14 protein-coding genes are annotated in these 19,140 nt (G+C 53.3%); 7 read left to right on the forward strand and 7 right to left on the reverse strand.

What is annotated here, in order from left to right; translation table 11 throughout:
- Positions 1 to 459: 459 nt before the first annotated feature.
- Positions 460 to 4,143, reverse strand: a complete 3,684-nt coding sequence (gene metH, locus ACL2XJ_RS06390) for a methionine synthase (protein WP_413726013.1) — start codon at positions 4,141 to 4,143, stop codon at positions 460 to 462.
- A gap of 357 nt (positions 4,144 to 4,500) precedes the next feature.
- On the opposite strand from metH, the gene gntK reads away from it, so the two are divergent.
- Positions 4,501 to 5,025: a gluconokinase gene (gene gntK, locus ACL2XJ_RS06395; protein WP_413726014.1), complete on the forward strand. Its 525-nt coding sequence runs from the start codon at positions 4,501 to 4,503 to the stop codon at positions 5,023 to 5,025.
- 358 nt (positions 5,026 to 5,383) lie between these two features.
- Positions 5,384 to 7,195: a phosphogluconate dehydratase gene (edd, locus tag ACL2XJ_RS06400; RefSeq protein ID WP_413726015.1), complete on the forward strand. Its 1,812-nt coding sequence runs from the start codon at positions 5,384 to 5,386 to the stop codon at positions 7,193 to 7,195.
- Between the two features lie 104 nt (positions 7,196 to 7,299).
- Here edd and metA read toward each other — a convergent pair whose 3' ends face one another.
- The 6 genes from metA to ACL2XJ_RS06430 all read right to left on the reverse strand — a co-directional run bounded on the left by metA (position 7,300) and on the right by ACL2XJ_RS06430 (position 13,972).
- Complete coding sequence (metA, locus tag ACL2XJ_RS06405) at positions 7,300 to 8,229, reverse strand: homoserine O-acetyltransferase MetA (RefSeq protein WP_132924494.1); 930 nt, start codon at positions 8,227 to 8,229, stop codon at positions 7,300 to 7,302.
- A gap of 250 nt (positions 8,230 to 8,479) precedes the next feature.
- Entirely contained in the window at positions 8,480 to 10,405 is a 1,926-nt protein-coding gene (locus tag ACL2XJ_RS06410) for a sigma 54-interacting transcriptional regulator (protein ID WP_413726016.1), read from the reverse strand.
- 82 nt (positions 10,406 to 10,487) lie between these two features.
- Positions 10,488 to 11,459, reverse strand: coding sequence for a 2-keto-3-deoxygluconate permease (locus tag ACL2XJ_RS06415; protein WP_413726017.1), 972 nt, complete (start codon positions 11,457 to 11,459; stop codon positions 10,488 to 10,490).
- A gap of 215 nt (positions 11,460 to 11,674) precedes the next feature.
- On the reverse strand, positions 11,675 to 12,838 hold the full coding sequence (locus tag ACL2XJ_RS06420; RefSeq protein WP_203523749.1) for a UxaA family hydrolase: 1,164 nt from the start codon (positions 12,836 to 12,838) through the stop codon (positions 11,675 to 11,677).
- Positions 12,839 to 12,850: 12 nt separating this feature from the next.
- Positions 12,851 to 13,141 carry a UxaA family hydrolase gene (locus tag ACL2XJ_RS06425; RefSeq protein WP_132924488.1) on the reverse strand — a complete coding sequence of 97 codons (291 nt, stop codon included), beginning with the start codon at positions 13,139 to 13,141 and terminating at the stop codon, positions 12,851 to 12,853.
- Positions 13,142 to 13,309: 168 nt separating this feature from the next.
- A complete protein-coding gene (locus ACL2XJ_RS06430; RefSeq protein ID WP_203523750.1) occupies positions 13,310 to 13,972 on the reverse strand; it encodes a GntR family transcriptional regulator in 663 nt (220 codons plus the stop codon).
- A 730-nt stretch (positions 13,973 to 14,702) separates the two neighbouring features.
- Here ACL2XJ_RS06430 and ACL2XJ_RS06435 point away from each other — a divergent pair.
- From ACL2XJ_RS06435 to ACL2XJ_RS06455, 5 genes are all read left to right on the forward strand, one after another.
- A complete protein-coding gene (locus ACL2XJ_RS06435; protein ID WP_132924484.1) occupies positions 14,703 to 15,521 on the forward strand; it encodes a substrate-binding periplasmic protein in 819 nt (272 codons plus the stop codon).
- Positions 15,522 to 15,583: 62 nt separating this feature from the next.
- Positions 15,584 to 16,378 (forward strand): amino acid ABC transporter permease, encoded by a 795-nt coding sequence (locus ACL2XJ_RS06440; protein ID WP_132924482.1) that lies wholly within the window; start codon positions 15,584 to 15,586, stop codon positions 16,376 to 16,378.
- On the forward strand, positions 16,375 to 17,043 hold the full coding sequence (locus tag ACL2XJ_RS06445) for an amino acid ABC transporter permease (RefSeq protein ID WP_203523752.1): 669 nt from the start codon (positions 16,375 to 16,377) through the stop codon (positions 17,041 to 17,043). Before ACL2XJ_RS06440 ends, ACL2XJ_RS06445 begins: the two co-directional genes overlap by 4 nt.
- Position 17,044: 1 nt before the next feature.
- Positions 17,045 to 17,800 (forward strand): amino acid ABC transporter ATP-binding protein, encoded by a 756-nt coding sequence (locus ACL2XJ_RS06450; RefSeq protein WP_413726018.1) that lies wholly within the window; start codon positions 17,045 to 17,047, stop codon positions 17,798 to 17,800.
- Between the two features lie 40 nt (positions 17,801 to 17,840).
- Positions 17,841 to 19,019: a M24 family metallopeptidase gene (locus ACL2XJ_RS06455; RefSeq protein WP_413726019.1), complete on the forward strand. Its 1,179-nt coding sequence runs from the start codon at positions 17,841 to 17,843 to the stop codon at positions 19,017 to 19,019.
- Positions 19,020 to 19,140 lie beyond the last annotated feature (121 nt).

Below are 19,140 nucleotides of genomic sequence, written 5' to 3' on the forward strand. Positions count from 1 at the left end.
ATACCACCCCAATTTGCCATATTTATACCCATTAAGGGTATACGAGTCCAAAACCATTAACGCCGCCGGTCCGCAATTGCCGATAGCGGGAATGATTTCCCGTTATCATGAACTGCGTAATGTCCTGCGGGTTAATAGTAAATGTCTGCCGATTGCTCAGACTGCTTCCAATAAAATAAAAATTTAAATAAAGTTATGAACAATTACATTTCAAATAATAATTAGCGTTTTGATTATAATGCCGCTTTGCTTAGATCAATCTAACGCCGGCAAGGGGATAGGTAAAATAATTATATTATTAGCCATAATTAATTAGCGGGGTATAATTCTTATTATAAAATCAATATTGCTAATAAATTCAATGTCAAGCTTCCCTGTCCAGGCAAAAAAACAGGTTATTTCAGAAACAAAAGCAATCCAAAAGGATTGCTTACCATCATCACTATGTGGAATTGATCCTCAATCGGCATCATAGCCGAGATTAGGCGCCAGCCAGCGTTCAACTTCCGCCACCGGCATACTCTTACGGGCGGCATAATCCTCCACCTGATCCCGCTGAATTTGCGCCACGGCATAATATTTACTGTCGGGGTGGCTGAAATACCAGCCGGAAACCGATGCTCCCGGCCACATGGCATAGGATTCAGTCAACCGCATGCCGGTATTTTCGTCAACGTTGAGCAGGCGCCAGATAGCCTCTTTTTCCGTATGATCGGGACAGGCGGGGTAGCCCGGCGCCGGGCGGATACCCTGATAATTTTCCCGGATCAACTCCTCGTTGCTGAGGTTTTCCGTAGCGGCATACCCCCAATAGACTTTACGCACCCGTTCGTGCAGGTACTCGGCAAACGCTTCAGCCAACCGATCGGATAAGGCTTTTACCATGATTTTATTGTAATCGTCATGCAGGGCGTCATAGTCCGCGGCCAGCTGGTCTTCCTCCAAACCGGCGGTCACGGCAAACGCGCCGAGATAATCCGCCTTGCCGCTGGATTTCGGGGCCACGAAGTCTGCCAGGCAGTAATTGGCGAAATCGGTTTTTTCCGTCTGCTGGCGCAGATGATGGCTGACGGCAACCACCTCGCGGCGGCTTTCATCCCGATAGATTTCGATATCGTCACCCACCCGGTTGGCGGGAAACAGCCCCACCACGCCGCGCGGGAGCAGTGATTTTTCAGCGGAGAGCTTATCCAGCATGGCGTTGGCATCGGCAAACAGCCGCCGGGCCTCTTCGCCGATCACCTCGTCCTGCAGCAAGCGCGGATATTTACCCGCCAGCGACCAGGTCATAAAAAACGGCGTCCAGTCAATATAGTTGCGCAAGGTCTCAATGGAGGCCGTCACCGCCTGAATCCCCAGGCGATGGGCCACCGGCGGAGTGTAATGCTCCCGGTCCATGGCGGCGTCATTGTCCCGCGCGGCTTGTAATGTCACCGGCGGGGTACGGGGCTTTTTACGGCCATGCTGGATACGCACCGTGTCATATTCACTGCGGGTTTTCTGGACAAATTCGTCCCGTTGCGCATCGGACAGCAGTGCGGAAACCACCCCCACGCTACGGGACGCGTTCTGGACATAAATCGTCGGTCCGCTGTAGTTGCGCTCGATTTTCACCGCGGTATGGGCCTTGGAGGTGGTTGCGCCGCCAATCAGCAGCGGCAGCGTGAATCCCTGCCGCTCCATCTCCTTGGCGACGTTGACCATTTCATCCAGCGATGGGGTAATCAAGCCGGACAGACCGATGATATCCACGTTCATCTCCCGGGCGGTCTTCAGGATTTTGTCCATCGGAACCATTACCCCCAGGTCGATGATTTCATAGTTATTGCATTGCAACACCACGCCGACGATATTTTTACCGATATCGTGGACATCACCCTTTACCGTCGCCAGCAGGACTTTTCCCGCCGCTTTCTTTTGCTGCTTACCGGCCTGGATAAAAGGCTCCAGGTAAGCCACCGCCTGCTTCATGACCCGCGCCGATTTCACTACCTGCGGCAAAAACATCTTGCCGGCGCCAAACAGATCTCCCACCACGTTCATGCCGGACATCAGCGGCCCTTCAATGACCTCGATGGGCTGTGCCGCCTGCTGCCGCGCTTCTTCGGTATCGGGCTCGATAAACTCGGTAATGCCTTTTATCAAGGCATACTCCAGGCGTTTTATCACCGGCCATCCGCGCCATTCCGCCTGCTGCTGCTTACTGACTTCGTCGGTCTTGCCGCCGCGGTACTTCTCCGCCAGTTCCAGCAACCGCTCCGTGCCGTCGGCGCGGCGATTAAGCACCACATCCTCCACCGCCTCGCGCAGCTCAGCCGACAAATCGTCATAAATGGCCAATTGCCCGGCATTGACGATACCCATATCCATACCGTTGCGGATGGCGTGATAAAGGAATACCGCATGAATGGCTTCCCGCACCGGTTCATTGCCGCGAAACGAGAAAGACACGTTGGAGACACCGCCGGAAATCAGCGCATGGGGCAGTTCGGCCTTGATATCGGCACAGGCGCCGATAAAATCCATCGCATAATTGTTATGCTCCTCAATGCCGGTGGCGATGGCAAAGATATTCGGATCAAAAATGATATCTTCCGGCGGAAAGCCCACCGTCTCGGTCAGGATACGGTAAGCCCGGCGGCAAATGGCTATTTTGCGCGCGCGGGTATCCGCCTGTCCGTCCTCGTCAAAGGCCATCACCACCACCGCGGCGCCGTAACGGCGCACCAGGCGGGCATGGTGGATAAAGACCTCCTCGCCTTCCTTCATGGAGATGGAGTTGACGATGCCTTTGCCCTGGATGCATTTAAGGCCTTGCTCGATAACATCCCATTTGGAGGAGTCGATCATGATGGGTACGCGGGAGATGTCAGGCTCTCCGGCGATCAGGCTCAGAAAACGCACCATGGCGGCTTCGGAATCCAGCATGCCCTCATCCATGTTGATATCGATAACCTGGGCGCCGCTTTCCACCTGCTGAAGGGCCACCGCCAGGGCTTCATTATACTTTTCTTCTTTTATCAGGCGTTTGAAGCGCGCAGAGCCGGTGACATTAGTCCGTTCGCCCACGTTCACAAACAGGGTGTCTTTGTCGATATTAAGGGGTTCCAGCCCCGCCAGGCGGCAGGCCACCGGCCGATCCGGCAGCTGGCGCGGCGGTATGCCCTCAATGGCCCGGACGATGGCGGCGATATGCTCCGGCGTGGTGCCGCAGCAGCCGCCGACGATATTCAAAAAACCGGCGCCGGCCCACTCCTTGATTTGCCTGGCCATAACATCGGGGCCGAGATCGTACTCGCCGAAGGCATTGGGCAATCCGGCATTGGGATGGGCGCTAATGTAACACTCGGCAATCCTGGACAGCTCGGCGACATACTGCCGCAGCTCATCCGGGCCAAGGGCGCAGTTCAAACCGAACGACAGCGGTTTAACGTGCCGCAGGGAGTTGTAAAAGGCTTCCGTGGTCTGGCCGGAAAGCGTCCGTCCCGAGGCATCGGTGATGGTTCCGGAAATCATCACCGGCAACTCTACGCCCATGGCTTCAAATTCGGTTTCAATGGCGAATATAGCCGCCTTGGCGTTGAGGGTATCGAAAATGGTTTCCACCATAATCAAATCCGCGCCCCCCTCAACCAATGCGTGCACCGACTCTCTGTAAGCACTTACTAACTGATCAAAGGTCACGTTGCGGAACGCCGGATCGTTTACATCCGGGGAAATCGAGGCGGTGCGGTTGGTGGGGCCCAGGACGCCGGCAACATAACGCGGTTTATCCGGAGTGCGCGCCGTCCATTCATCGGCGCACTGTCGTGCCAGCCGGGCGGCTTCGAAATTAAGCTCGCCAACCAGCGACTCCATCTGGTAATCGGCCATGGCGATGGCGGTGGAGTTGAAGGTATTGGTTTCCAGAATGTCGGCGCCCGCTTCAAGGTAGGCGTAGTGAATCGCGGAAATCACCTCGGGCTTGCTGAGCACCAGCAAATCGTTATTGCCCTTCAAATCGCTTGGCCACTGGGCAAAGCGCTCGCCCCGGTAGTCCGCTTCCTCCAACCGGTAGCTCTGGATCATGGTGCCCATGGCGCCGTCCAGCACCATGATGCGCTGGGCCAATTGCCGGCGAAGTCCGTCAGTTCGATTATTCACTATTACCCATCCACCGCAGAAAAATATACCCGTTATACTTCAAGCTGCAGGTGCGTCGCTTTCCTGCAACCCGAATTATCCAGGGTAGAGCGTCTAAAATTGAGCCAAAACAGGCAGAACATCCTAACATAAGTTAAGCGGGAGCGAAGATGGCGGCTCATGAGACTTTTTCAGTTATCGGCTGACAGTTTAAAAAAACGCCACTTAATGTAAAAGTTATGTTTCATAATGCCCTTATAATTTGATGTCGATCACAGAAGAAAATAAAAGTCGTTGATGCCGCTAGAAACCGATAAAAAAACACGCATAATGTTACCGGTAACATCAATGAACTTTAGCAGGCCTCGGAGCCCTACGATGACAACTACATCCAACCATATCTTCGTTTTAATGGGCGTTTCAGGCAGCGGCAAATCCGTTGTAGCCAGCGCCCTGGCCCGCGAGCTTTCGGCCGCGTTTCTGGATGGCGATTTCCTCCATCCCCGCGCCAACATTGAAAAAATGGCGGCGGGCCATGCGTTAAACGATGATGATCGCGCGCCCTGGCTGGCGGCGATTAACGATGCCGCTTTCGCCATGCAGCGCACCAACGCGGTCTCCATCATCGTCTGTTCGTCGCTGAAAAAGCGGTATCGCGATCGCCTGCGGCAGGGCAATGACAATCTCTCCTTCATCTATCTCAAGGGCAGCTTCGAGGTAATTGAAGAACGCATGAAGGCCCGTAAAGGCCACTTTTTCAAATCCGAGATGCTGGTGACCCAATTCGATACTCTGGAAGAACCCGGTGCGGACGAACCCGATGTATTCGTCGTCAATATCGCCCAGCCGGTGGAAAAAGTGATTGACGATGCCTTGAATTATATCCGGCAGTTTAATCAGTAAAACGCCGGCTGAAGCCGGCGACCGACGTTGCCGGAATCGCGGTTTCTTCAAAGGATGTAAAGGATTTACATTCACACAGGCCGGATGAGCCCGACTTTTGGCATCCGGCTTTTTAAGTTCTGCGTAGCTGAAACGATTCAACATCGAGGTATGCCAATTTGCACCTCGGTTAAAAGCGACAAAAGACCCGGCCTTACTGGGGGCCGACCGATAACAGCGCCATCAGACGGTTCCGCCAACGACCGATTTTAATAATAAAAGCGTAAAGCATCCTGATGTGCCGTCGGACCACAAATTCTGTTGTTCAGCGCTGCCCGCGAGGGCGGCCCTGAACCGTTCAATCTTAAGTGAGGCATGTATGAATCCTACCGTAGCCCGTGTAACGCAACGTATCATCGACCGTTCAACTGCCACCCGCGCCGCTTACCTGGCGCGCATCGACGATGCGCGCACCAAAACGGTCCACCGCGCCCAGTTGGCCTGCGGCAATCTGGCCCATGGTTTTGCCGCCTGCCAGCCCGACGATAAAGCCGCGCTGAAAAGCCTGACCCATAATGACATCGCCATTATCACCGCCTATAACGACATGCTGTCCGCCCATCAACCCTATGAACATTATCCGGAACGGTTGAAAGCCGCTTTGCATAGCGCCGGCGCGGTAGGCCAGGTGGCGGCCGGGGTTCCGGCCATGTGCGACGGCGTTACCCAGGGCCAGGACGGGATGGAACTCTCGCTCATGAGCCGCGAAATCATCGCCATGTCGGCGGCCATCGGCTTATCCCACAATATGTTCGACGGGGCGCTTTATCTCGGTATCTGCGACAAGATAGTCCCGGGCCTGGTGATGGCGGCGTTATCTTTCGGCCATCTGCCGGCGGTGTTTGTACCGGCCGGCCCCATGGCCAGCGGTTTACCGAATAAGGAAAAAGTCCGGGTCCGGCAGCTCTATGCGGAAGGGAAGCTTGACCGGGCCGCCATGCTGGAAGCAGAAGCCGAGTCTTATCACAGCGCCGGCACCTGTACGTTCTACGGTACCGCCAACTCTAACCAGATGGTCATGGAAATGATGGGGCTGCATCTGCCGGGTTCCTCCTTTATCCAGCCAAACACCCCGCTGCGTGACGCCCTCACAGATGCCGCAGCCGTCCAGGTTACCCGTCTGACGGAAAACAGCGGCAATTACCTGCCCGTCGGCCGGTTGGTGGATGAAAAGGTCATCGTGAACGGCATTGTGGCATTGCTCACCACCGGCGGTTCCACCAATCACACCATGCATCTGGTGGCCATGGCCCGCGCCGCCGGCATCATCATCAACTGGGACGATTTTTCCGAACTCTCCGATTCGGTGCCTTTGCTGGCGCGGATATATCCGAACGGCCCGGCGGACATCAATCAGTTCCACGATGCCGGCGGCGTCCAATTGGTGATTCGCGAACTGCTGAAAGGCGGATTGCTCAATGAAGACGTCAATACCGTCGCCGGATTCGGCTTAAGCCGCTATACCCTTGAACCTTGGCTGGATCAGGGCACTCTGGCCTGGCGCGAAAGTCCCGAGACCTCCCTGGATCCGAAAGTGATTTCCACGCTGGAAAGCCCGTTCGAGCATCACGGCGGCACCAAGGTGTTGGACGGCAACCTGGGGCGTGCGGTAATGAAGACCTCCGCCGTACCCATCGCCAACCAGGTTATTGAAGCGCCGGCGGTGGTATTCGAAAGCCAGCATGACGTCGGTCCGGCCTTTGATGCCGGGCAGTTGAATAAAGACTGTGTCATCGTGGTGCGTTATCAGGGCCCCCGCGCCAACGGGATGCCGGAGCTGCACAAGCTGATGCCGCCCCTGGGCGTCCTGCTGGATCGCGGTTACAAAATAGCGCTGGTGACCGATGGACGTCTTTCGGGCGCCTCGGGCAAAGTGCCCTCGGCAATCCACGTCACGCCGGAAGCCTTTAACGGCGGGTTGCTGGCGAAGGCCCGCACCGGCGATATGGTGCGGGTTAATGGCGTTACCGGCGAGTTGTCCCTGCTGGTGGAAGAAAGCGAACTGGCTCAACGTACCGTCGCGTTGCCCGATTTAAGCGCCGGCCATATGGGCAGCGGGCGGGAACTGTTCGGTGCCCTGCGCAGCCAGCTCTCCGGCGCCGAACAGGGCGCTAGCTGCATCGTCGTCTAAGCGCAAAAATCCTTACCCTGCGATTCCCGGCCGAGCCTGGCCGGGATGGTTTCTCTGCAGGCCGTCCTTGGCCCTCACCGCGCCCCTTGTATGTTTGTGGGACATCAATCGATGGTGGGGTTCATATTGCGTAAATCGAACGGCGTGATCTGATAAACGTAATAATTGAGCCAATTGGCAAACAGCAGGTGCCCGTGGCTCCGCCAGCTCGCTTTCGGCGTCAGGTCGGGATTGTCATCCGGGAAATAATTAACCGGCAGCAAGGGATCCAGGCCGGCGGCCAGATCCCGATGATATTCGCCGGCCAGGGTCAGTGCGTCATATTCAGGATGTCCGGTGACAAAGGCCAGCCGCTTGTCTTTACTGGCGAACAGATACGCCCCCGTTTGCTCGGACTCCGCCAGGATCTCCAGATCGGTATACCGGCGGATGACGTCGGTGGGAAAATCCGCATAGCGGGAATGGGGCGCCAGAAAGGTCTCATCAAAACCACGGGTCAGCAACGCGTGGGGCTTAAGGGTATTGTGCTGGTAAACGCCGGCCAGTTTTACCTGGCGGGTCATTTTGGGAATATCGTACAAAATATTCAGCGCGGCTTGTACCGCCCAACAGACAAACAGGGTTGACGTGACATGATCCTTTGACCATTGCAGGATCCGGGCGATCTGCGGCCAGTAAACCACATCGCTGAAATCCACCAGCCCCAGCGGCGCCCCGGTAACCACCAGACCGTCGTAGTTCTGATCCTGGATATCCTCAAAGTCGCAGTAAAAGGTATTGAGATGCTGCGCCGGCGTATTTTTCGACTCATGGCTGTCGATGCGCAGCAGTTGAATATCGATCTGGAGCGGCGAATTGGATAACAAACGCAGGAATTGGTTTTCCGTCTCTATTTTTTTCGGCATCAGATTGAGTATCAGAACCTTCAACGGACGAATTTCCTGTGTGCTGGCGCGGGAAGTCGTCATCACAAAGACATTTTCATTGCGCAGAAAATTTACTGCCGGCAACTCATCAAGAACCCGAATCGGCATAACCTTAGAACCTCAAAGCATACGTTTATACGTTTAGACATCCAGATGCCCGACCATACCGCTTTTGCTAAATGATGTCGAGTATTCAACCATAAGTTGAAAATGTTTCATCTTAATCACTATTTTAGCTGATGGATTTTTTAGCGGCCGTATTTTTGTAATGGTTTGATTAAATGATGAAATAACTGTTTTCATGCGTGAAAGGCAGGCTGGGGCACCAGGATGCCCGGCAGTTTTACCGCCGGCAACCCTAAGGTTTCATTAGCCAGCGGTTGATTGAGGTACGATCCACATCCAGCATCCGTGCGGTACGGCTTTTATTATAACCTTGCCTGGCAATGACCCGCTCCAGTATAGCCCGGCGGATCTGTGCGTAATTACCCTCCAGCAAATCGCATTGGGTACAGGCTTTTTTCCCCAATTGCTGTTGCCCGCCGGCGAGATCCTCGATGTAGAGCGCGGCCTGCTCGAGATCCAGCGTGTCGCCGACGGCTGAGAGCGCCAGACGCTCCATAATATTGCCCAGCTGCCGTGCATTGCCAGGCCAAGAGTAACGAGTCAGGAATCGCCACAGATTGTCCGCCAGACGCAGCGGCGGCAAATCATAGCGCCGGCGATAACGGCTCAGCCAGTATTCACCGATGGCGCGGATATCTTCCGGCCGTTCGCGCAGCGGCATGGCGGTAATCTTCAATACGTTGATGCGGTAATAGAGGTCTTCGCGAAAACCGCCTTCCTCGACAAATGTCTGGATGTTACGGTTGGTGGCGGCGATAATGCGCACATCGATGGGAATAATACGATCCGAGCCCAGGCGTATCAGTTGGCGTTCTTGCAACACCCGCAGCAGTTTTGATTGCAGGCTTTTGTCCAGCTCGGTGATTTCATCCAGGAACAGCGTACCGCCATGGGCCAGTTCAAACAGTCCGGTTTTGCCCTTGCGCGACGCGCCGGAAAATGCCCCCTCCACATAGCCGAACAGCTCGCTTTCCAGAATATCCGGCGGGATGGCCCCGCAATTTACCGGCACGAACATTTTATCCCGGCGCTCGCTGGCATTATGAATGCTTTGGGCAATGATCTCCTTACCGGTGCCGTTCTCGCCAATCAGCAAAATTGTGGCATCGGTCTTGGCATAGGTTGCCGCCAGCTGCAGCCGGCGGGCCATTTCAGGGTGGCCGGTGATAAAATCGTTGAAACCATAACGGGCCTGGAAATTGCGTTTTTCCGCTTCCTTAAGGCGTATGGCCTGCTCCTCGCCGCGTACGGTGGCGGCTTTTTGCAAGGTGATAATCAGCCGGTCGGTCTCGCCGTTTTCAACAATGGGCGTTACCTTGGCCAGGAGGGATCCATAGGCGCTGCTATCGATAATCAGGCTTTCGTTCACATCATAGTGTTCGTTAAAGCGGGATAAAGACCCAAACGCCAGGTAGCGTTGCAAGTTATTCCCGGTACGCTGCGTCAACCCAAGCATGGACATCGCCTGGCTGTTGCTGTGCAGGATTTCTCCCCGCCCGTTGACGGTGATAATGGCCTTGCTCACCGCATCAATCAAGGTTTGCAGCTGGCGGTTTTCCACACGCTGGCGCGCCAGCCCCCGATAGACCGTAATGGCCTCTTCCAGCGCCCGTTCAATGGACTCCACGCCGGTACTCAACAGCGTGCAACGCTCGGCGGGAAGGTCGAAATAATCAGTGCTAATGGCATCACCGATAAGCCGCTCCACCTCGCCGCTGGCCATTTGCTGATGCACCTGCCGGCGAATACGTTCGATGGTGGGCAGCGACATATCCGGCACGGTAAAAATTTTCAGCGGAATATTCAGCATCGCGGCGATTTTACGGCTGCCGTTGATGACGCTGACGTAACCGACGATGCCGATGCAGGTTTGGTTACGATAAGGAGCCAAGGCGTCAATGATATCGTAAGCGGAGGTTTTTATTTCGATAATGGGCTGCTTTATGCATTGTTCCAGCAATCTCACCATGCCGCCGCGGCTGATAAAAATATCGTAATCTTCCAGCGGTAAATGCTTCAGGGTCTCTTTAATCCCGGTCAAGCTGGATTCCACAATGGTAATGTTGGCTTTACCGGCATAATTGGCTTTAATGCCGGCAATATTTTCGGTGAGATCGGCGGTGGGTGAAATAATACAAAAATGCGGAAGCTTCTTCATTACACAATGTCCCATAAACAACTTCCGCACGATGATAAAGAGATAAGAAATATTTACTGTTAGCCGGTCCCGTTATTTACATTTAGGTCCTTGCTTTTTTGGGAATCATTTGATGTTTTTTTTCCAAGCGTAGGGCTTCTTTTTTAGCGACCCAGGCGCTCAGCAACGGCGTCAACAGCGAGGAAACGATAGTGGATGCCGCCACCTGCGGCGTCGCCACCGCCACCAATCCCGCCATGCTGTGATCGACGCCGGCAATGGCCGCCGGTGTGGCTACCGCGTTGCCCGCGGTGGTTGACACCGCCGCGCCGGCAATGCCGCTGCCCCCCGCCAGGCGCGAAACCAGGATATTAAAGACGCCGCCGATGACCACCGTCATCACGCCAAGCAATACGCCCGACAGCCCGGCTTGCAGCAGCGTCATAAAATCGATATTGGTGCCCAGGCCAAAAGAGAAGAAGGGGATCAACATACCGCCGCCGCTTTTCAAAAAGGCGCGCATCTCCTCATCCAGATTACCCAATATCACGCCGATAATGATAGGAATGATTACCGCGATAAAATCCAGCAGCGGAATCGACACCAAGCCGGCGGTGCCCATCGCCACCATGGTGAGAAACGGGCCTTCCAGCACTGACAGTACCGCAATGGCGCCGCGATCGGTTTCATTACCGTATTCTTTGGTAAGCGCCGCATACAGGCCCATATTGGCATTGGTCATGGCGGAAATAATGGCCAGGCCGGACAGCCCGAACAATCCGCCCTCTCCGCAAAATTTCACTACCGCCAGACCAATGACGATACCCACCACCAGTTTTGACAAGGTAATGGCCGCCCCTTTTTTCAAAGCCTGTGGCGCGGCGTTAAAGCGGATTTCCGCTCCCATACAAATAAAGAATACCGCCAGGATCGCCATCGAACCGTGGGATAACGCGGTGGTAAAGCTGCCTATTTCCAGGGCTCGGGGGAAAAATGTTTTAAATAGGGCGCCGATAATCAGCGGTATGACCATCATGCCGCCCGGAAATTTTTCCATTGCTCGTTTGATTTTCATTTCAGCCTCTTATAAAGGAGCTTGTTGACATAGCGCATGGCCGGGGCAGGCTGCCAGATCGTAAACTCGCCGTGAATACGTCCTTTTAGGCTCGATCCGCGCCATCCCTGGCGCGGACGGTTTACTCTTCTGGCAGCCTGTCCCGTCTTATTGACTCCGAATACGTCTGTCAGCAGTCTGAAGGGACGTTACCGTTCCTTGGGGCCTGAATATATTCAGAAGGAAGGCGCAATTTTATAAATCGAGAACTCATCATGGCCGAGTTCTTCCGCTTTGGTGCTTTTTCCGTTGGCAACCTTCAGTATTTCATCAAATACCCGTTGTCCCATCTCCTCAATGGTGGCTTCTCCGCGCATGGCCGCTGAAACATCAAGGTCGATGTTATCGCTCATTTTGGCGTAGGTGGCTTCGTTGGCGGTGATTTTAATCACCGGCGCAATGGGCGTGCCGGTAGGACTGCCGCGCCCGGTGGTGAAAACGATCAAATTGGCGCCCCCCGCGACCTTGCCGGAGAGTGATTCAATATCCTGCCCTGGGGTGTCCATCACCCACAGCCCATGGCCCTGCGGACGGTCTGCGTATTTCAACACTCCCTGCAGCGGCGAATGGCCCGCTTTATGGATGCAGCCGAGGGATTTTTCTTCAATGGTGGTCAAGCCGCCTTTGATATTGCCCGGCGTCGGCTGGCCGCCGCGAATATCCTCACCTAATGCCTTGGCCCGCTGCTCGCAGTCCAGCACCATATCGATGAATTCTTTCGCCACCCGCGGGTTGACGGCACGTTTGGCAAAAACCTGCTCCGCGCCGATAAATTCGGTGGTTTCCGACAGCATGGCGGTGCCGCCTTCCGCAATCAGCCGATCGCAGGCAACCCCCAACGAAGGATTGGAAATCAGCCCTGAAGTAGTATCCGAACCGCCGCATTCCATACCCAGCGTCAGTTCGGCAAGGGAAATCGCCTCCCCCTGCTGCATCGACAGCTCCTGGGCATAGGCCCGGGCCAGGGAAATACCTTTAGCCTGGCAATTAAGCGTGCCGCCTTCGCCCTGGATGGTCACGCAGCAGACCGGTTTGCCGGTTTTGCGGATTTCATCGGTAACATAGGTGGGCTCAGCCCCTTCGCAGCCCAGCCCCACCACCACCACCGCACCGACATTACCGTTGGCGGCGACGTTGATCAGGGTTTTTACCGTGAGTTTGGCATCGCTGGCTATTTGACAGCAGCCGAAATTATTATTTATCCACACGGCGCCTTTAACCTGCAGGCTGATATCGCGCGCCACTTTATTGGAACAGGCGCTGGTGGGTAAAATCAATACATGGTTACGGATGCCGACGGATCCGTCGGGACGGCGATAACCTTTAAATGTCATGCTCATGCTTATCTCCTGTTATTGCCAGTCGCCGCGGCCGCGTTCACTTTCCACATTGTGCACGTGGACATACTCGCCCCGTTGAATGGGCGCGGTGCTGCGGCCTATGGATTCACCGTATTTATAAACTTCGCCGTGCAAAGCGATATCGGCGATGGCGAATTTGTGCCCGAACGGCACATCCTGGCGCAAAGACACATCGATAAAACGATTGTCGATGGCAACCGTGGCGTTCTCTCCGGCGTGGAGGGCTATCAGGGCAACGGCAACGTTGTCCTTGCCATTGATGACGACTGCGTTATTTTTCATGGGTGGTCCTCTTTATAGCTACATTGCTTCCGGGCTATAGAGAGCAACCATCATGCCATGATATTAAGCATATGATATTATTTAATTTTTAATAAAATAAACGTTTCGGGGTAAAAAAACTGCGGGATATAGCCTCAGCTGATGCGGATATTTGCCTCACTTTTTACATCAGAGGCTGGTGTATTTTTCGATTATCGAAATCCTGATATTGTCAATATGATGCGAGACCTCCAGGGCGGCCTGCTCCGCGTCCCCCTTTTCAAGGGCGGCAATGATAGCCATATGTTCATTCAGGACGGGCATCATGCGCTTATCCACCCGTTTGAGTGAAAACATCCGGGTTTTGCGCCGTAATTCATCTATCATCTCCGCCAAGAGCTTGTTTTCGCAATAATGGACAATCAGCCCGTGCAATTCCGCATCCACAATCTGGTGCTCATAGCTGGAAGGATCGCCGGCCTGCCTGAGCTTTTCCAGCCTGACCTTCAGCAGCGCCAGCTTATTCAGGGGGATTTTGCCGGCTGAGCGGGCCGCCGCCTCGGTTTCCAGCAGTCGTCTGACGTGGAGGATCTCAAGAATTTCCTCAAGGGTCACCATGCGGACAAAAAGCCGATTATTGGACTTACGCTCGAGGATTTTCTCTCCTTCAAGCCTGTGCATCGCTTCACGTAGCGGGGTCCTGGAAATACCGAGACGGATAGCTAGCGCCCGCTCTTGTATCTGCTCGCCCTGCTTTAGCTCCCTGGCAATGATCAAATCCAGCAGCGCTTCATAAGCCTGATTGCCAAGACCGCCATTACCGCCATCCAATAATGCTGTTTTATTTGTCATTTATTATATCTTTCATGAAATTAAAAGAGGGAGAGGGAGACTGGCCATATCAGACGGAATACCATAGGTATATTAATCTATTAACTCTTAGCAGGATGTCAACGTTTATTGGAAACCATGGCCAAGCATTGGCGGATGTGTGATCAGGCCGGCGAATTCTTTTGCACAAAAATAAATCAATAGCACTGACTTGGTGCGTTTAGCTGCTGAATCACTTGAAACAGGCGAACGCATTCGCTGCTGAAAAGTGAATAAAACCCGGAGGGGAAAAATATTTACCTTATAAAAAGGGATTCGTTGAAATACTCTCGCGGTGAAAAAAAAGGGCAGCTATTGGCCGGACTCTATCATCATTACAAAAACAGGCGAGAGGATCGGTAGAATATCTCGCTGAATTATAATAAATTTTAAAATTATTGCGCTAAGGATTTCGTGAAAATTGTTTCTTTATCGCGCAGGACCTCAAGGCATCGGTACAATTTTTATACGCCTGCGCTGCCGTTTTCTTGTGCTGGTTAGGAAAATTTGGCATTTATATTGCTTTCAAAAAATATACCATTTTGATACCAATCGATCATACCAGGTTAACCAAGAGGAAAAGTATCATGGGTAATCTTTGATCCAACTGGTATACCACTTGGATACCAAAATAACATGATGATAGCTATGAAAAAATAAAGCGGCCCAAACGGCTGATAAGCACAATTATCCATATGATAAGGGTAACTCCATGCATTTACTGTCGATTTTCACTCGGAAAGAGTGCAGAAAAATAGGCGCGGCAATCTTATTTGTATTGGGATTCGCGCAATACGCCGCTGCGGCGGATAGCGCGGTAGACACTATTTTGTCAAAGGGCGAGCTGCGCGTTTGCTGGGCTGAAGACAATCCCTATTCCTATAAAGACCCCGCCACCGGTAAATGGGAAGGATTTGACCACGATATGGCCGTTGATCTCGCCAGCGCCATGGAAGTCAAACTGGTGGATGTCGATTCAACGTTTAAAACCATCATAGCCAGCGTGAAAAATCACGAGTGCGACATTGGCGGAGCCGCGTTATTCGACACCATGAAACGGGCTGAAGTCGTTCTTTTCACCGATCCCCTTTCGTATGAAACCAGCGGCGCCTTTGTCAAAAATGATTCTCCCTATAAAACCTACGCCGATTTGGACAAGAAAGGTAAGGTGCTGATTTCCAAAACCGGATCCGCATCAGGTGATTTCGCCAAACGGTTCTTCAAAAACGCCGAAATACGGTTTGTCGCTTCCGACAACAGTTCGGTAGACGCGGCGGAAGTGGCCAACGGCCGGGCCGACGCCTGGTGGGTTTCCTACACCTCCACATCACGCATGCTCCAGCAGAACCCACAGTTCGGCATGCGGCCGCTGGGTGAAAAACCGCTGGATCGCGTAGGCATTGTCTGGGCAATCGACCTGAATGAATATCATCTGCAGCAGGTAATCAATGTGTGGCTGCGGGGACAGCTCAATTCCGGACGTACGGCCGAGCTGTGGAAAAAATGGTTTGGCACCGACTATGTCCAGTAAATAATCACGAGTGCCGAGTCAACCGGCACTCCCTACTCTTCATATCGGTATGAGGACGCTGTATGACCGAGTCAGCCATAATCGCTAAACGTAAAAAAATTGATACGCAAAAAATCGTCGGTACCGTCATCGTTATTCTTTTATTCGCGTTTATTTTATATAACGTGAAATGGAGTTTTGTACGCACCCTCGATTTTTCCGTGATTTATCAATATTGGCGGTTATTGCTCAAGGGACTTTCCATGACGGTGCTTGTTACGCTGGTCTCGGTTATAACCGGCCTGCTGAGCGGCATCGTCCTGGCTATCCTCAGCCAGCTTCCCTTCCGGATAATCAAAATCCTCATCGCCGTCCATGTGGAGATCTGGCGTTCAACGCCGCTGCTGGTGCAAATCTTCTGGATCCATTTCGCCCTGCCGCAAATCACCGGTATTCCCACCCCGGCTCTGGTTTCCGGCATTATAGCCATGACGCTCCAGTCAAGCGCCTATCTAACGGAAATCACCCGCTCGGGCATTGAAAGCATCCCCGAGGGACAATGGGAAGCGGCGAAGGTACTGAATCTTTCAACAAGGACCACATGGCTGCGGGTCATTTTGCCTCAAGCGCTTAAATTGATGCTGCCGGCGCTGTGCAATACCGTTCTCAGCTTTTTTAAAGGCTCCACCATACTTTCCGTTCTGGCCATCAGCGAATTAGTGACAGTCAGTAATAATATTGCCAGCTTCACCTTTAGGCCCATTGAGATCATCACTTTTTCCGGCCTGCTCTTTTTTATTATCGGCTATGGATTTTCGTACCTGAGTTCCAGGCTTGAGAAAAGACTGTCGCAATCATCTTTACGGGACCCCACATGAATTTCCACTTTTTTGTTATTGAAAACGCTTGGAAAATCCTTGCGCAGGGTGCCGTGACAACCTTTTTAAGCTGCTGCCTGTCGCTGGCGCTCGGTATGGTGCTTGGCGCGGTTTTATGCTGGGGAAAGATGCAAGGCAGCGGCCCTCTCTATCGGGTTTCGGTTATCATTATTGAAACCTTCCGGACCATTCCTGAATTGATTCCCATATTTTGGATATACACCTGCGTCCCGTTTATTTTTGATGTGAAATTATCCGCCTTCTCCTCCGGCATCCTGGCATTAACGCTCTGCAGTGGTGCTTTTCTTGCCGAAATATTCAGAACGGGCATCTTGGCTATACCGAAAGGGCAATTTGAAGCCTGCGCGGCGCTATCCATACCCAGGGTGGAGAAATGGAAAACGGTTATTATTCCTCAAGCGGTGAAAGTCGTTTTCCCCGCGTTTGTCAATTTCACCAGCGATCTCGTCAAAATATCCAGTTTACTCTCAACCATCGGTATCGCTGACTTATCTTATGAAGCATCCGTCATCAGCGGTGAAAATTATCGTTACCTCGAAATCTATACCCTGGCCGCCGTCTATTATTTGCTCATGATAGTGCCGCTGAGCCTGTATGGCCGTTATTGCGAAAATCGCAGCAAATATCATATGGCGAGGACTTAAGATGCGTATGAATGCGGATATTCCTTCCTCGCATATTGTCATATGCCAGGCAGTAAAAAAATACTACGGTAATTTTTGCGCCCTGAATGACATCTCCCTGGAATTCAAAAGAGGAACCGTCACCTGCGTTGTCGGTCCCTCAGGCAGCGGCAAATCCACCTTCCTGCGGACGTTAAATGCCCTTGAACCCATCGATGCCGGCGAGATTTTCATAGACGGCATTCGGCTGGAACACAATGCCGCTTCGGCTCGGGCCATACGCAAAGATGTGGGTATGGTTTTCCAAAACTTCAATTTATTCCCGCATCTGAGCGTGAGAACCAACGTCACCCTGGCGCCGGTAAGCGCCCTGGGACTGGGCAGGAAAGAAGCGAATTCACGGGCGGAGCAGCTCCTGGCTCGCGTCGGCCTGGCCGATCAGATAGACAAATACCCCGGCCAACTGTCGGGCGGACAACAGCAACGGGTCGCCATAGCACGGGCGTTGGCCATGGAGCCGGCCCTGATGCTGTTCGACGAACCTACCTCTGCCCTTGACCCGGAAATGGTATCGGAAGTGCTCGTGGTGATGAAAGAACTGGCCGAAAGCGGCATGAGCATGATTGTCGTTACCCACGAAATGGGATTTGCACGCGAGGTGTCGGACCGGGTCATCATGATGAATGATGGACAGGTAGTGGTTGATTTACCGCCGAAGGAATTTTTCAGACCGGCCAATGACGCAAGACAATCAGCGTTTCTCTCCAAAGTGCTTTGAGGCAAAAACAGCCGGCACTCTCTCATAAGGAAAAAGTGAAATGATAGATAAGAACTTAATCGGCAGCATCCCCCAAGGGGGCGATTCGGCCTTTCCCAAGCAGGAATTCGACAGCCGTATCGCGAAACTCCAGGCCATTTTAAGGGATAAAAGTATCGACTTATATCTCACCAGCGGCGCTGAAAATATATTCTATCTTTCCGGCCAGCAAACCCCTGGTTATTACGTTTTCCAGTGTCTGGCAATTCCGGTACAGGGAGAACCCTTCCTGGTTCTGCGCGAGCTGGAGTCCTATAACGCCCGCTTCAATACCTACCTGGAAAGTTTATACGGTTACGGCGACGGCTTCTCTCCCGCACAAGCCCTGGCCTCGGCCATTGAACAGGAAGGGTGGAAAGGCAAACGCATCGCTATCGATAGAAACGCCTGGTTTCTCACGGTGAATATTTTCGACGAACTTGCCGCCCGCCTGGGGGAAATGCAGGATGGCAGCGGTTTCGCCGAATCGCTGCGCCGGGTGAAAAGTCCTCTGGAAATCCTCGCGCTGGAGGAAGCGGCGCGGGAAAATGACGCCGGTATGCGGGCAGGAATACAGGCGGCCAGAGCCGGCGTGGATGAAAACGCCATTGCCGGCGCGATTATGGGCGCGACCATCGCCGCCGGTTCGGAATATATGGGAATGGAACCCTTTGTCACGTCCGGCCCGCGCTCCGGCGTTCCCCATACCACCTGGCGCCGTCGCGTGATCCAATCTGGCGATGTGGTGGTATTGGAAACCGCCGGTTGCCATCACCGCTACCATGCCGCGCTTTTTCGCACCATCATGGTGGGGGATGTCCCGCAACAGGCCCGCGATTGGCATAACATCACCCTTGACGCCCTCGCCGCCGCCATGGCAGCCATGAAACCCGGCAATCTGTGTTCCGATGTCCATGATGCGGCGCAGCGGGTGATTGACGCCGGCGGCGCCACGAATGCCTATAGGAAGCGGACCGGGTATAGCATGGGTATCTCTTTTGCCCCTGACTGGGGTGAAGGCAATATTTTACATCTTAATAAAGGCTACGATGTGGAATTGGTTGAAGGCATGGCCTTTCATATTCCCATCACCCTGCGGGAATATGCTCGATTTACCGTTGCCTGCAGCGAAACGGTCATCGTTACGCGGGACGGATGCCGGCCGTTAAGTAAAATTCCTCGGGACTTGATTAATATCTAAATGAACAAGCAAACGTATTTTTTTTAACGTCCTGAAACTTATCGGTAATGGCTTCTGTACTAAATCAGGAGAGCATCAGCAAGTCATTGGTATACCAACGGTATTCATAAATCGCTAGGAT

The sequence above is a fragment of the Sodalis sp. RH16 genome (assembly GCF_047324245.1).
GTDB classification, from domain to species: Bacteria; Pseudomonadota; Gammaproteobacteria; order Enterobacterales; family Enterobacteriaceae; genus Acerihabitans; species Acerihabitans ligni.